At 69.3% G+C, this 14,082-nt stretch carries 13 protein-coding genes and 1 tRNA gene; 9 read left to right on the forward strand and 5 right to left on the reverse strand.

Features of this window, described 5'->3' with window-relative positions; translation table 11 throughout:
- Positions 1–333: 333 nt before the first annotated feature.
- Positions 334–1,266 (forward strand): helix-turn-helix domain-containing protein, encoded by a 933-nt coding sequence (locus tag OHU74_RS19210; protein WP_371617056.1) that lies wholly within the window; start codon positions 334–336, stop codon positions 1,264–1,266.
- A gap of 244 nt (positions 1,267–1,510) precedes the next feature.
- Here OHU74_RS19210 and OHU74_RS19215 read toward each other — a convergent pair whose 3' ends face one another.
- Positions 1,511–3,157, reverse strand: coding sequence for an ice-binding family protein (locus tag OHU74_RS19215; protein ID WP_371617057.1), 1,647 nt, complete (start codon positions 3,155–3,157; stop codon positions 1,511–1,513).
- Positions 3,158–4,616: 1,459 nt separating this feature from the next.
- Here OHU74_RS19215 and OHU74_RS19220 point away from each other — a divergent pair.
- From OHU74_RS19220 to OHU74_RS19240, 5 genes are all read left to right on the forward strand, one after another.
- A complete protein-coding gene (locus tag OHU74_RS19220) occupies positions 4,617–4,745 on the forward strand; it encodes a hypothetical protein (protein WP_371617058.1) in 129 nt (42 codons plus the stop codon).
- Between the two features lie 58 nt (positions 4,746–4,803).
- Positions 4,804–5,256, forward strand: a complete 453-nt coding sequence (locus tag OHU74_RS19225) for a hypothetical protein (RefSeq protein WP_371617059.1) — start codon at positions 4,804–4,806, stop codon at positions 5,254–5,256.
- A 129-nt stretch (positions 5,257–5,385) separates the two neighbouring features.
- A complete protein-coding gene (locus OHU74_RS19230) occupies positions 5,386–5,919 on the forward strand; it encodes a hypothetical protein (protein ID WP_371617060.1) in 534 nt (177 codons plus the stop codon).
- A 48-nt stretch (positions 5,920–5,967) separates the two neighbouring features.
- Positions 5,968–6,270: a hypothetical protein gene (locus OHU74_RS19235; RefSeq protein WP_371617061.1), complete on the forward strand. Its 303-nt coding sequence runs from the start codon at positions 5,968–5,970 to the stop codon at positions 6,268–6,270.
- Positions 6,271–6,285: 15 nt separating this feature from the next.
- Entirely contained in the window at positions 6,286–6,474 is a 189-nt protein-coding gene (locus OHU74_RS19240; protein WP_371617062.1) for a hypothetical protein, read from the forward strand.
- Between the two features lie 205 nt (positions 6,475–6,679).
- Here the strand turns inward: OHU74_RS19240 and OHU74_RS19245 are convergent.
- A tRNA-Gly gene (locus tag OHU74_RS19245) sits at positions 6,680–6,750 on the reverse strand.
- Between the two features lie 484 nt (positions 6,751–7,234).
- Here OHU74_RS19245 and dcd point away from each other — a divergent pair.
- Both dcd and OHU74_RS19255 read left to right on the forward strand, forming a co-directional pair.
- A complete protein-coding gene (gene dcd, locus OHU74_RS19250) occupies positions 7,235–7,822 on the forward strand; it encodes a dCTP deaminase (RefSeq protein WP_371617063.1) in 588 nt (195 codons plus the stop codon).
- On the forward strand, positions 7,819–8,319 hold the full coding sequence (locus tag OHU74_RS19255; RefSeq protein ID WP_330297658.1) for a phosphoribosyltransferase: 501 nt from the start codon (positions 7,819–7,821) through the stop codon (positions 8,317–8,319). Before dcd ends, OHU74_RS19255 begins: the two co-directional genes overlap by 4 nt.
- A gap of 87 nt (positions 8,320–8,406) precedes the next feature.
- On the opposite strand, the gene OHU74_RS19260 is transcribed toward OHU74_RS19255, so the two are convergent.
- Positions 8,407–9,303, reverse strand: a complete 897-nt coding sequence (locus tag OHU74_RS19260; protein ID WP_371617064.1) for a YIP1 family protein — start codon at positions 9,301–9,303, stop codon at positions 8,407–8,409.
- Between the two features lie 320 nt (positions 9,304–9,623).
- Here OHU74_RS19260 and OHU74_RS19265 point away from each other — a divergent pair, with 320 nt between their 5' ends.
- A complete protein-coding gene (locus OHU74_RS19265) occupies positions 9,624–10,667 on the forward strand; it encodes a hypothetical protein (RefSeq protein ID WP_371617065.1) in 1,044 nt (347 codons plus the stop codon).
- Positions 10,668–10,812: 145 nt separating this feature from the next.
- Here OHU74_RS19265 and OHU74_RS19270 read toward each other — a convergent pair whose 3' ends face one another.
- Entirely contained in the window at positions 10,813–13,284 is a 2,472-nt protein-coding gene (locus OHU74_RS19270; RefSeq protein WP_371617066.1) for a (Fe-S)-binding protein, read from the reverse strand.
- Positions 13,285–13,394: 110 nt separating this feature from the next.
- Positions 13,395–13,940: a sugar transferase gene (locus tag OHU74_RS19275; RefSeq protein ID WP_371617067.1), complete on the reverse strand. Its 546-nt coding sequence runs from the start codon at positions 13,938–13,940 to the stop codon at positions 13,395–13,397.
- Between the last annotated feature and the right edge of the window lie 142 nt (positions 13,941–14,082).

Below are 14,082 nucleotides of genomic sequence, written 5' to 3' on the forward strand. Positions count from 1 at the left end.
GGCACGAGGCAGCCGTTTGCCGGCCTTCCGCAAGGCGGAGAGCGTCAGGTCGGAGCAGTCGAAGCGCTGGCATATTGCACAGAAACCTGCACCTGGTGGCGGCCCCTTCGGGGAGATTCCGATTCTTCAGGTCACTGCGAGGCGGTGTTCTGATTCTTCTTAATGTGAACCGGAATATATGGTCAACCGGCTGAGGCTGAATGCGAGTTAAGAGCGTTCTCCGCCCGGCGCAATCACCGTGCACGACACGGAGCCAAGGCGGATTCGGCGGCCCCGACCGTGGCAGTCTGTTCGCTAGCGCAAGGTCTATTTGGAACGGGAGGTACGCGGCTTGTGGGCGTCACTGTGAATCCCACCGTCAGCAGGCGTCGACTGGGGTCGGAGCTGCGTCGGCTCCGGGAGATCAGCGGAATGACGACGCAGCAGGTGGCGGAACGCCTGCTGATCTCCCAGCCCAAGATCAGCCTGCTGGAGAACGGTCACCGCCTCATCAAGCCGCGCGACGTGCGCGATCTCTGCGCGTTGTACGGAGTCCAGGACCAGCGGCGTGTTGATCACCTGATGCAACTGGCCAGGGAATCGGGTCAGCAGGGCTGGTGGAATTCCTACGGAGACATCACGTACGGCGCCTACATCGGCCTGGAGGCCGCGGCGGCCGCCATTCGCTTCTACGAGCCCATGGTGATCCCCGGCCTGCTGCAGACTCCCGCCTACGCCCAGGCGGTCATCGCAGGAACGATCCCTCACGCCACTGCCGAACAGGCGGCCACACGCCTTCAGGTGCGGCTGCAGCGCCAGGGCCGAGTGGGCGCCCCGCGCAACCCGCTGCGCTTATGGGCCGTACTGGACGAATCGGCGCTGCGGCGCGTCGTGGGCGGCCGCGAGGTCATGCGCGAACAGCTGGACCATCTGATCCGCCTCAGCGCCCGGCCGCACATCACCCTGCAGGTTCTCCCTCACGATGTGGGTGCGCACCCGGGCGTTTCGGGACAGTTCGCGCTGCTCGAATTTGCCGACGCCACCGATGTGGGCGTGGTGTATCTCGAAAGGTTCACCAGCGACCTCTATCTGGAGAAACGATCCGACGTGCGGCGCTACAGCGATATGTACGCGCACTTGCAGGCCCTGGCGCTGGGCCCGGACCGTACGCGCCATTTCGTCGACGAAGTCGTCAAGGCATACGGCCGTACGGAATTCTGCCCTGATCTCCACCGGTCAGGGCAGGGAGTTCAGCGCGTGCAGGAGCCCTGTCCTTCGATGTCCTGACGGCGAGTCCGTCAGTGGATCCGGCCGCCGGCCGCCGGCCGATTTCGTGCCGCCAACTCACTTACCAGCACGGGCTGTTCGGGGGCGCCGGCTCGGGGTCTCTCGAGCCCCACCGAGCCCCTGGACCACGATTCCAGGGGCTCGGCCGCCGAACGGCTGACAAGGGGCGTCCCATGTGCGTGACCGGGCTCCGGCCCCGGCCCCCGATGGCTCGGGGGCGGGAGGCGGTCACGTCCGCGATGGGCTAGTCCTGTCGAGTCGCCGTACGTCGGACTCGCTTCATGGTGAAGAGGACCGAGCCTCCGATGAATGCGAGCGCGGCTGCGGAGGCGGCCAGGATGCCGGGCCCGCTGCTTGCGCGGTTCGCGGCGAGTACGGGCGAGGCTCCCTCCGGCTGCTGGCGGGTGGCGGCGCTCACGTGGGCGAAGTTGACGCTCTTGGCCGTGTGGCCGGCGCCCAGGGGGCCCGGACCAGCGTTGAGGTTGCCCGGCAGGGAGTTGGCCCATGGAGGCTTGCCGTGGTCGTCGTGGCCGTGGCCGGGTCCGCCGTCGTCGGGCCCGTCGTGGCCGTGGCCGTGCTCGCCGTCGTCCTCGTCCTCGTCGTCGTGACCGTGGCCGGGTCCGCCCTCGTCGTGGTTGTGGTGCCCGTGGCCGTGCTCGCCGTGGTCACCCTTTTCGCCCTTGTCCCCGCGCGGCCCCTTGGGTCCTGCGGGTCCTGCGGGTCCGGCAGGTCCGGCGGGCCCTGCGGGTCCCGCGGGTCCGGCAGGTCCGGCAGGTCCGGGTGAGCCGACCGGTCCGGGGCCGCCGACGGGTCCGGGTGAGCCGACCGGTCCGGGGGCACCGACGGGTCCGGGTGAGCCGACCGGTCCGGGGCCGCCGACGGGGCCGGGTGAGCCGCTCGGGCCAGGTGCACCGGGGGCGCCGGGTGAGCCGGTCGGGCCGGGTGCGCCGGGGGATCCGGGGGCACCGGGGGTACCGGGCGAGCCGTCAGGGCCGGGTGAGCCGACCGGTCCGGGGCTGCCGACGGGTCCGGGTGAGCCGGTCGGGCCAGGTGCGCCGGGGGATCCGGGGGTACCGGGCGAGCCGTCAGGTCCGGGTGCGCCGGTCGGGCCAGGGCTGCCAGTGGGTCCGGGTGCGCCGGTCGGGCCGGGCGAACCCGTCGGGCCGGGAGAGCCGGTCGGGCCGGGCGAACCCGTCGGGCCGGGAGAGCCGGTCGGGCCGGGCGAACCCGTCGGGCCGGGAGAGCCGGTCGGTCCGGGAGGTCCGGGCGGGCCAACGGCGCAAGCCGCCCTCGTAATCGTGTTGTTGTCCAGCGTGACCGCGCCGTTGCGCGCGAGGGCACGGCCTTCGATCACGGCGCCGGTGTTCACCGAGATGGACTCCAGGGCCAGGATGTTGCCCTTGAACTGGGAGGTCGTGTCGATGGTGGCGGAGCTGCCCACCTGCCAGAACACGTTGCAGGCATTTGCGCCGTTGATGAAGGCCACGACACTCGCCGGAGCCGTGATCAGGGTCGAGGGGATCCGGAAGATGAAGACGGAGGCGGGGTCGTTCTGGCCGTCGAGAGTGACCGTCCCGGTGATGCCCACGGTCGACGGGGCGGTGTAGACGCCGGGCGCCAGCGTGAGTCCGCCGATCTCGGCCGAAGCGAGCACGTTCCCCGGTCCCCGGCCTGCCGCGTCGTTGTAGGCGGTGACGAGGTCGTTCTTCGCCTGAAGGGCGGCGGCGTTGGGGGCGATGCGCTGCACTCCGTTGACGATGCCGGGCGGAAAGCCGGTCACCGATGTGCCCGGATAGAGTCCCAGGTCGCCGTTGATGATGGTGGGGGTGTTCGTGTTGGTGACCGTCGAACCGGCCAGAACCGCGTAGTTGGTGGCGGTCCCCAGCCCCACGGGGGCTTCCGCGGCGTGAGCGTACTGCGGGACCAGAGTGGCCGCTGCGAAGAGCGCGGTGGGAAGCAGGAAGATGGCTCCCCGTTTGAGCAGTCTTGGTTGAGGCCTTCTGTTGGGTGGATCCGACCGAATGGCATCCAACGCCAGAGCAGGACCTTTCTGTTGCTTCGAGCGCTTCGAGCCTCAGTCCTCCCGAAGGAGAACCTCGGGCGCCCGTGACGGTCACTGGACAGGGCGGAGGCCCCCCACCTGCGATCCCTCGTGCAGGCTCACCCTGGGCGGGGCGAGCGGCTCCCTGCCAGAGGTAGTAATACGCCGTTGCCCGGCATTACTCACGCATATTGCAGGGCAATACCCCGTATATCGGAAAAATGGGTCTACATGGGTGACGGAACGTCAGGATGACCGAAATGTCTCGCACTCATATACGAATCTATCGCGTCGATCATGCGCCTGACGATTCACCGGAAGGCGCTCCGTGAACGCCAACTAGCGATGCCCTGCCGCCCCTTGGGTGCGACGTGGCCGTCAGTGCCGACCGGGCATACGCGCTTGCTCTTGAAAAGACGCAGGTCGCGCAGGCCGCTCGGGGATCGAGTGGTGCGCAAGTGGTGCGGGACTCTGAACGGGCTTGAACCGTCTTGGGCAACGAAGAAGGCCCAGGTCGCTGACCTGGGCCTTCTTATAAGAGCGGATGACGGGAATCGAACCCGCGCCATAAGCTTGGGAATCACGCGGCACTTGGACCTCTGCACGACTGTTGACCTGCGGAGACGCCGCTGCTGGGGGATCGCAACGAGAGGCGCGGACGAGCCTTTGCGGACCGCTGTTTACCGCTCCTACTGGCACGTTGTGGCACGGTGGTTGGCCAGAGGTTCAGTGCCGCGGTGGCGTTACGTCCGCTACCCGAAGAGGTGACAGAGGGCTTCGGGCGCCCGCCCCCCGATGACGCGTCGTGAGCCCCCGTGAGGCTTCACGCGGGTGGCCGCCAGGCAGTGGTGATCTGCCTGAGATGTGCCGATGGCCGACACCGCCGTGAAGAGTTGTCGGCCATCGTCTCGGATCCCGACAGCTCGCTCACGAAGGTGGCGGAGCATCTGGGGATCGAACCTCACGGCCGACGACCGAACCTCTCCGGGATATGTGGAAATACCGGTCGAGCCGCGATCTGCGGGAAGGGGTGCGCGCGCCGCAGCCCGCGTCCTCCGGTGCGCTTCTCGAGCCCGTGGACATCTGGGTCGTGGCTGCCACTCAGCGAGTTGGAACACGGCACGCGGCGGGTGATCCTGGGCGGCGGCGCGACGTACCGACACGCGCCGCCCGGAACACGGACTGACAAAGGTGTCACGGTCGGCCGAGCGGATCGCGGCCACCGATCGCGGAGTCGCCCGAGCCCTGCGCGAGCGGGTGGGCGGCCCAGTGGCAGACCGTGCCACTACCCGCACGTAGCCTTCAGTCCATGCTGCGCCAAGCGTCCGACCGGCGCGCGCAGCGACTGTGGGTAGAGCGGGCAGAGAACGCCCCCGACCCCGACTACGCGGCCATGCATGCCGCTCTGACGGCCCGGATGACCCCGGCCCGGCCGTAAGCCCCCCCCCACCACCGCCCATCCCACCTGACCCACTCATGCCTAGGCAGGCACCCACATGAATCACCTGACCAGCGAAGAGCGCGAAGAACTCAGAGCCCTGTTCGAGGCCCGCCGTGACGAGACCCATCCCGAGCGGATCGAACGGTCCTGGGCATACGTACACGCGGCCGCCGACTCCCCCTACGTGCGAATAGAGCGGCGCCGCGACAACCCCGACGCCACCCAGCCCGAGCAGTACGTGCGCCTGCTCCCCGACCTGCCCGGGGCCAACACGGCCGTCTACCTGATCTACGGATCGGCCCGCCTGGAAGTCAATCTGCCGTGGGAGCACGCGGCCGACTACCAGGGGCGGACGGGAGTCAGGTTCGGAACGAAGAACCCGAACGCGTCCGGGATCAAGCGGATCCATCTTCAGCTCGGGGACACCGCCGAAGCGCGCCATGCGGCGATCGAGCTGACGCGGCGGGCGCTGGCCTATGAGACCTTCCGCGCCCTCCACAAGAGCTGACCTGCCGACGGGCCCTGGCGTACGAGACCAATCGCGCCCTCACCAGCCACTGACCCCAAAACGCCTTGCTGCCCCGCCGGCGCGAATCCGGCGGGGCAGCAGCATCCTTTGAAGAAGAGAACAACCCCCATGACTGAGCCCGACCCTTCCACCCCCGAGACCGTCCCGGCCGCCGCGCCGCCCATGCCCGTCGTTGATCCCGACGTCCCCCGTAACTGGTGGAAGACTGCCGCCGTGGTCCTGGCCGTCACGCAAGCCCTGACGCTGGGCGGCGTCGCGGCCGTTGCCGGCAGCGGCCAGGACGCGTCGAAGGCCCCCAAGACGTTCCAGTTGAACGGCGTATTCGTCCTCTCTGACGCCGACAGCGTTGGGAACTCCAGCAGCGCGGGACGCTGTTTCGGCACCGGGGGCTACAACGACATACGGGAGGGGGCTTCCGTCACCGTCTATGACAAGGCGGGGACCGTCCTCGCGGTCGGCTCCCTCGGCGCGAGCACCTTCACCGACGGGGGTTACAAGGGCGTCGACAAATGCGCCTACAAAGTGGCGGTGGACGGCGTACCGACCGGCGCGGGCTTCTACCAGGTAGAGGTCAGCCACCGGGGAAAGGTCAACCTCAGCGAAGCGGACGCGGTGGCCGGGAACTTCGCCGCCAGCCTCTAGCAGCCACAGCACACCGTGGCCCCGCCGACGGGAATCCGGCGGGGTCGCGTGGCCCCATCATCCCGTTCGTACGGCACCACCAGGCGCGTCACCTATCGCAGCGCACCGGCCGCGGCCGGCTGGTACGCGCCGCCCGGTACGCCGCAGGTCGTCGTACTGCGGGTTGCGCGGGTCGAGCCGCGCACGGTCGGCTATGCCCTGGCAGGGCTCCTCGGCCTGGCGGTCCTCGGGTGGGTCGTCGGCCCCCAGGACACCGGAACGGCCACCGCGCACGACGGCACCGGCGACGTGACCGTGGGTCAGTGCCCGTACCGGTACACGACCCTCGGCGGCATGGTCACCGCCCCGTAGACCGTCACCATCCCTGTGACGATCACCAACCACGACACCGCATCGCACTGGTACGAGATAGCCGTGTCGGGGTGGGCGGGAGCCGGCGGACCGGCCCCGCAGAAGGTCCGCGTCTACGTAACCCCTGGATCGACCACGTCCCGAACCGTCACCAGCCCCGCCGCGCAGCCCGCCTGCCAGATCGACACCGTCCACGTCAGGTGACGCACCCCTCCGACGTGTGGCGCACATCATCCGACGATGCGTCTCGATAATTCGGGACTACTCGGCGTTCTGGCGCAGCCAGTGGCGACTTAGCAGCCAATCTGCCGCCCTGTGAGGGAACTTGTGGCACGCGAATGACGCGCGGGTCCTGAGAGGTCTAGGCCACGAAGAAGGCCCAGGTCGCTGACCTGGGCCTTCTTATAAGAGCGGATGACGGGAATCGAACCCGCGCTATAAGCTTGGGAAGCTCATGTTCTACCATTAAACTACATCCGCGCAGCGGTCCAGTTGCCTGGATCCGTATCGTTCCTCACCCTACCCCATGATCTACCCCTGGTGAATTCACCCGGGGGTCGTCCCGGCGTGTGTGGTGCACGGAGGGTCGTGGGGGCGGGAGTTGGGGCGTACCTTTGGACTGCGGAGCGGCGGCTGGAGTGGGTCTTGTTCATCCCCTAATGTGGCGATTCGTCGCAGTACGGCTGGTTGGGGAAAGGGACTCGATGGAGCACACCGTCGTCCGTTGTGCCGAAGGGCACGTATTCAGCACCGCTTCGTTCCCGCTGCAGCACCTCGGTGCCGGCCGGATCGGGCCGGGGCGGCTGTTGCGGTGTCCGCGCTGCGCGCGACTGAGGCATGCCGTGCCCGTGGGTGGCGCCGCCAAGCGGTAGGGGTGGCCTCAGTGGGAGCCGCAGACGGTTGACCGGCGCGCGGGGATCCGCCTCGATTGGGGCGGTCCGCGCGCTCTGCGTATCCTCGGGACGTGCTTCTCTCTGACAAAGACATCCGGGCCGAGATCGACAGCGGACGGGTTCGCATCGACCCATTCGAAGAGTCGATGGTGCAGCCCTCCAGCATCGATGTACGTCTCGACCGGTTCTTCCGGGTGTTCGAGAACCACCGCTACGCCCACATCGACCCCGCCACCGAGCAGCCGGATCTGACCCGGATGGTCGAGCCGGAGGGGGACGAGGCGTTCATCCTCCACCCGGGTGAGTTCGTGCTCGCCTCGACCTACGAGGTCATCTCGCTGCCCGAGGACATCGCCTCCAGACTGGAGGGGAAGTCCAGCCTGGGCCGCCTCGGTCTGGTGACGCATTCGACCGCCGGTTTCATCGACCCCGGGTTCTCCGGGCACGTGACCCTCGAGCTGTCGAACCTCGCCACGCTGCCGATCAAGCTCTGGCCGGGTATGAAGATCGGGCAGCTGTGCCTGTTCCGGCTCAGCTCGCCCGCCGAGTTCCCGTACGGGAGCGAGCGGTACGAGTCCAGGTACCAGGGGCAGCGCGGACCGACCGCCTCGCGCTCCTTCCAGAACTTCCACCGAACCCAGGTGAGGCACGAGGCATGAGCAACGGAGTACGCGAGAACCTCGACTACGAGGGCTTCGGCCGCGCCGTGCGCGAGCTGGCGCAGACCATCGCCGACGACGGCTACGAGCCCGACATCATCCTGAGCATCGCCCGGGGCGGCGTCTTCGTCGCCGGCGGGCTGGCGTACGCGCTCGACTGCAAGAACATCCACCTGGTGAACGTCGAGTTCTACACCGGGGTCGGCACCACGTTGGAGATGCCGGTCATGCTGGCTCCCGTGCCGGACGCGATCGACTTCTCCAACAAGAAGGTCCTGATCGCCGACGACGTCGCCGACACGGGCAAGACCCTGAAGCTGGTCCACGACTTCTGCCTGGGGGCCGTCGCCGAGGTCCGGTCCGCCGTGATCTACGAGAAGTCGCACTCGCTCGTGAAGTGCGAGTACGTGTGGAAGAAGACCGACGAGTGGATCGAGTTCCCGTGGTCGGTCCAGCCGCCCGTAGTGCAGCGTGAGGGCCAGGTCCTCGACGCCTGAGCAGTGGGAGTGCAACAAGGGGCCCGCCGCGCGTTTCGCGCGGCGGGCCCCTTGTTGCGTGTTCCGGTGTCTGTGCTGGTTACAGGGTTACAGCGTGCCCAGCTTGATGATCGACAGCAGGGCGATCAGCTGGATCGCCGACGCGCCCAGGGCCTTCGGCCACGGCAGGTCGTGCGATTTGCCGACCAGCGCCGTGAAGAGCACGCCGGCCGCCACCCAGGTGGCCCAGCCCAGCACCTGCACGAACATGTTGTCCCCGCCCAGGAACATCGCGAACAGCAGGCGCGGGGCGTCCGTGAGGGTCATGACCAGCATCGACAGGCCCACGGTGGGCTGCCAGGCCCCGTCGCCGCCCAGCTGGCGGGCCAGGGTGTGCGTGACGGCGCCGAGGATCAGGCCGCAGATCACGAAGGCCACGCCCGCCGACAGGACGATCGGGATCGCCTTCGAGAGGGTGGCGTTGATGACGTCCTTGCGGGCTTCGTCGAGGCCGAAGACCGCGAGCAGGCCGTAGAGGAAGGTCACGGTCAGCGCCGGGCCCCAGACGGGGTAGTCGCGCATCTGCAGGAACGTCGCCCCGGGCCGCGTCACGATGCCGCGGAGCAGTTCCTTCCACGGCAGCCGCGGACCCGTGGGGGCGGCGGCCTGAGCGGCGCCCGCCTGGTAGGTCGCGCCCTGGTTGTAGGGGTACGGGTCCTCGCCGATGGCGAAGGCCTGGGTGTACCCCGGAGCGTCACCCGGGTACGCACCCGGGCCCTGGCCCACGGGGCCGCCGTGCGGGTCGTAGTACTCGGGCTCGCCGTGGCCCCCGGCGGCGGCCTGCTGGGGCCACTGCTGAGGGGCGTAGGGCTGCTGGCCGTACGGTGCGGGAGCCTGCGGCGCCTGGTGGGGCGCGGCCTGCTGCGAGCCGTACGGCTGCTGCCGCGGGGGTTGTTGCGGGGTGCGGTTGTTGTCCCGGCCGCGTCCGATCCTGAATCCAGCCACGTGATCGAAAGTACCCGCTCCGGAGGGGCCCGGTGGCCCGGCTGCCGGAAACGGCCCCCTTTGCGGCTGACCTGTGACATCCCCTAGGGGGCGGTCGGGGGTCGTCTCAGGGGCGGCCCCCGGGGGCTCCGGCGGGGCTCCGGCGGGGCTCCGGCAGGGCTCTGATGGGGCTTCCCGGGGTGGGTTACACGGCTGCGCGGCAGTCTGCGGGACTCCGTTACACGGTCGACGGAATACGGACATACCGGACCCGTAGCTTCGTTGGTGTCGCCGCCGCGAACGAGTACCGACGAGCACGAGCCCGAGAAGAGCGTCCCGCCATGCGCAGCCCCCGCCCCCGCACCACCCTCCGTACCGCCGCCGTCGTCGCCGGCGCGGCCGCCGTCCTGGCCCTCCCCGTCGGGTCCGCCTTCGCGGACTCCCCGGCGGTCCCGGAACCGCAGGTCCTGCCCGGCATGGAGCAGCCGACCGCCGACCCGCAGGACCCCCAGGTGGACCCGCAGGTGGACCCGAGCGTCCCGCCGACCACCCCGACGGTCGAGCCGACCGCCCCGCCCGTCAAGCCGGCGGGCCGGGTGTTCGTGACCACCGTGAAGCTGGCCGACGGCTCGGTCGCCAAGGTCTACAAGGTCGGCGCCGACCGGTTCGAGGCCGACGTCTTCGCGGGTGGCACCAAGCTGGACACCCTGGTCAGCCAGGGCGGCGCGGCGGCCTACGGCCAGAACAACGGCCTGCACGTCGTCCTCCAGCCCAACGGCACCGTGACTTCCTGGGTCGAGGGCGCGCAGAAGCCGGAGCCGGTGGAGAAGCCGAAGCCCGTCGAGAAGCCGAAGCCGGTCGAGAAGGTGGAGAGCTCGGTACGGATCACCCTGACCGACGGGCGGATCGCGAAGCTCGTCGACGGCCCGCAGGGCAAGACCGCCGAGATCTCCACGCCGAACGGGACCCACCTCGGCACGATCGACCCGATGAGGCACCCGAGCCTGTTCAACGACGGCTGGACCTACAAGCTGGTCCAGGACGGCAAGCGCGTGAAGTTCGTCGTCATCGACGGCAAGAACGGCGGGAACAGCCGGGTCTACGACTTCACCAGCGGCAAGCTGATCGAGCGGTACGAGGTCGCCAAGGGCGACGGCAAGGACGGCGCCAAGGACGGCGGTACGAAGCCGGTCGCGCCCGTGAAGAAGACGGGGGAGCGGGTCGTCCCCAAGGGCGGCGTGAAGGCCGGTGCGGAGGGCGTGACCCCGGCTTCGGCGAACGCGAACACCCCGCTGCTGCTGGCCGCCGGCGGCGGCATGGCCGCGGTGGGCGCGGCGGGCCTCGGCTTCGCCGTGCTGCGCCGCAGCCGGAGCGAGCGGGCCTGACCTGGCCCGACCCGGCCTGACTCGGGCCGCTGCGCGGGGCCTTCCCCCACCCCGCCCCTTCCCGAAACCGGGGCTCCGCCCCGGACCCCGGACGACGGAACGGCCCGCCCCCGTGTGGGGCGGGCCGTTCCGGTCGTGCGGGGGGTTACTTGGCCTCGGTGCCCGCTTCGGGCTCGGCCTTGGGCTCGGCTTCGGGCTCCTCGGCCTCGGCCGGAGCCTCCGCCTCAGCAGCTCTCTCAGCCTCCGCAGCCGCCTTCGCTTCCGCCTCAGCCTTGGCCTTCGCTTCCGCCGCCTTCGCAGCGGCGGCAGCAGCAGCCTCAGCCTCGGCCTTCGCCGCAGCTTCAGCCTCGGCCGCCTCGGCCTCGGCAGCCGCCTCCGCAGCAGCCTCCGCCTCGGCCACCACGCCCTCCGGCAGCTTCACCGACTCCAGCAGCAGCTGCGCCACGTCCACCACGGTGACGTGTTCCTGCGCCTGGCCCTCGTTCTTCTTGCCGTTCACCGAGTCGGTCAGCATCACCAGGCAGAACGGGCACGCCGTCGACACGATGTCGGGGTTGAGCGACAGGGCCTCGTCGACGCGCTCGTTGTTGATGCGCTTGCCGATCCGCTCCTCCATCCACATCCGCGCGCCACCGGCGCCGCAGCAGAAGCCCCGCTCCTTGTGGCGGTGCATCTCCTGCTGCCGCAGGCCCGGTACGGCCGACATGATCTCGCGCGGCGGCGTGTAGACCTTGTTGTGCCGGCCCAGGTAGCACGGGTCGTGGTACGTGATCAGCCCGTCGACCGGGGTCACCGGAGTGAGGCGGCCCTCGTCGATCAGGTGCTGGAGCAGCTGCGTGTGGTGGATGACCTCGTACTCGCCGCCCAGCTGCGGGTACTCGTTCGCGATGGTGTTGAAGCAGTGCGGGCAGGTGGAGACGATCCGCTTCGCCGACTTCGGCTTCTTCGTCTCCGGGTCCTCGTCGTCCTCGCCGAACGCCATGTTCAGCATCGCGACGTTCTCCGAGGCCAGCTGCTGGAACAGCGGCTCGTTGCCGAGGCGGCGCGGGGAGTCACCCGTGCACTTCTCGTCGCCGCCCATGATCGCGAACTTGACGCCCGCGATGTTCAGCAGCTCCGCGAAGGCCTTCGTGGTCTTCTTGGCCCGGTCCTCCAGCGCGCCGGCGCAGCCGACCCAGTAGAGGTAGTCGAACTCGGAGAGGTCCTCCGCGTCCTTGCCGATGATCGGGACCTCGAAGTCCACCTCCTTGGTCCACTCGACGCGCTGCTTCTTCGCCAGGCCCCAGGGGTTGCCCTTCTTCTCCAGGTTCTTGAGCATCGTGCCCGCCTCGGACGGGAACGCGCTCTCGATCATCACCTGGTAGCGGCGCATGTCGACGATGTGGTCGATGTGCTCGATGTCCACCGGGCACTGCTCGACGCAGGCGCCGCAGCTCGTGCAGGACCACAGGACGTCGGGGTCGATGACCCCGTTCTCCTCGGCGGTGCCGATCAGCGGCCGCTCGGCCTCGGCGAGGGCCGAGGCGGGGACGTTCGCGAGCTGCTCGGGCGTGGCCTTCTCGTTGCCCTCCATGTCCTTGCCGCCGCCCGCGAGCAGGTACGGGGCCTTGGCGTGCGCGTGGTCGCGCAGCGACATGATCAGGAGCTTCGGGGAGAGGGGCTTGCCGGTGTTCCAGGCCGGGCACTGCGACTGGCAGCGGCCGCACTCGGTACACGTGGAGAAGTCGAGGATGCCCTTCCACGAGAACTGCTCGACCTGGGAGACGCCGAAGACGTCGTCCTCGCCCGGGTCCTCGAAGTTGATGACCTTCCCGCCGCTGGTCATGGGCTGCAGGGCGCCGAGCGCGACCGCGCCGTCCGCGTTGCGCTTGAACCAGATGTTCGGGAAGCCGAGGAAGCGGTGCCAGGCGACACCCATGTTGGTGTTGAGCGATACGACGATCATCCAGATCAGCGAGGTGCCGATCTTGATCATCGCGGTGAAGTAGATGGCGTTCTGCAGCGCGCCGAGCGACATGCCCTTGAACGCCAGCACCAGCGGGTACGAGACGAAGTACGCGGGCTCGTACGAGTCCACGTGGTGGATCGCGCCTTCGAGGCCGCGCAGGCACAGGATCGCGAGGCCGATGGTCAGGATGATGTACTCGACGAAGTACGCCTGCCAGGCCTTCGAGCCCGTGAAGCGCGACTTGCGGCCGGCCCGCGAGGGCAGCGACGCGAGGCGGATCCCCATCAGGATCACGATGCCGAGGACCGTCATGATGCCGATGAACTCGATGTAGAGCTCGAACGGCAGGAACTCGCCGATGATCGGGAGCGTCCAGTCGGCCTGGAAGAGCTGCCCGTACGCCTGGACCAGCGTGGGCGGCAGGGTCAGGAAGCCGATCGCGACGAACCAGTGCGCGAAGCCGACGAGGCCCCAGCGGTTCATCCGGCTGTGTCCGAGGAACTCCCGGACCAGGGTGAGCGTTCGTGCCTTCGGATCGTCCGTACGGCTGCCTGCCGGTACGGGCTGTCCGAGCTTCACGAAGCGGTAGATCTGCGCCACGGCTCGGGCGAGCAGCGCGACGCCGACCACGGTCAGGACCAGCGACACGATGATCGCGGCGAGTTGCATGGAAGGGCTCCTCGGGCGGCACTTACTAAGCGGTAACTTATCCAGTCAAGGCTTGAGGTTACCCAGTCCCGACGCCGCAATGTAGCCGAGCGTGCGGTGATCTGCGTCGCTCAGGGTCGCCTGTGCCGCCAGGCCGCCCGCGGGGTCCGCGCGAGGATCGCCAGATCCATCCCCAGCCAGTGGTTCTCCACATAGTGCCGGTCCAGCAGGTCCATCTCCTCCCACGGCAGGTCCGAACGCGCGCCCGCCTGCCACAGCCCCGTCATCCCGGGCCGCACGAGGAGCCGGTCGGGCCGGTCGGTGCGGGGCTCCGGACGCGGCCCGACCAGCGACATCTCCCCGCGCGCCACGTTCAGCAGCTGCGGCAGTCCGTCCAGCGCGCACCGCTCCAGCGCCGCCCCGGCCCGGCCCTTGCCGACCCGGAACCGCCAGGCCCCGTAAGCCCGCCCGCCGAACCCGGCCGCGGGCTCCCGTACGAGGACCCCCGCGCCCTGGGTCGCGTACAGCAGCCCGGCGACCAGCAGGAGCGGTACGAGGAGCACCGCGATCAGGAGCGCCGACCCGAGGAGGTCGAGGACCCGTTTGGGGGAGGGGGCCCGCCAGGTGGGAAGGGAGGGGAGCGAGGGGAGGCTGGCCCGGACGGTCGGCAGGAGCATGGGGGCACGGTCCCCCACGGGGCGGGCGGGGTGTGTGAGCCGCGCGGTGGGGGTCCCCCGCTCGGGCCTTGCGCCTAAGGAACGCCTAAAGGTTGAGTCGAGCCCACTCAGCTCTGTTGACGCCAGCGCAGCGTTGCGGCAT

This window comes from Streptomyces sp. NBC_00454 (genome assembly GCF_041434015.1).
In the GTDB taxonomy this organism is placed as follows: domain Bacteria; phylum Actinomycetota; class Actinomycetes; order Streptomycetales; family Streptomycetaceae; genus Streptomyces.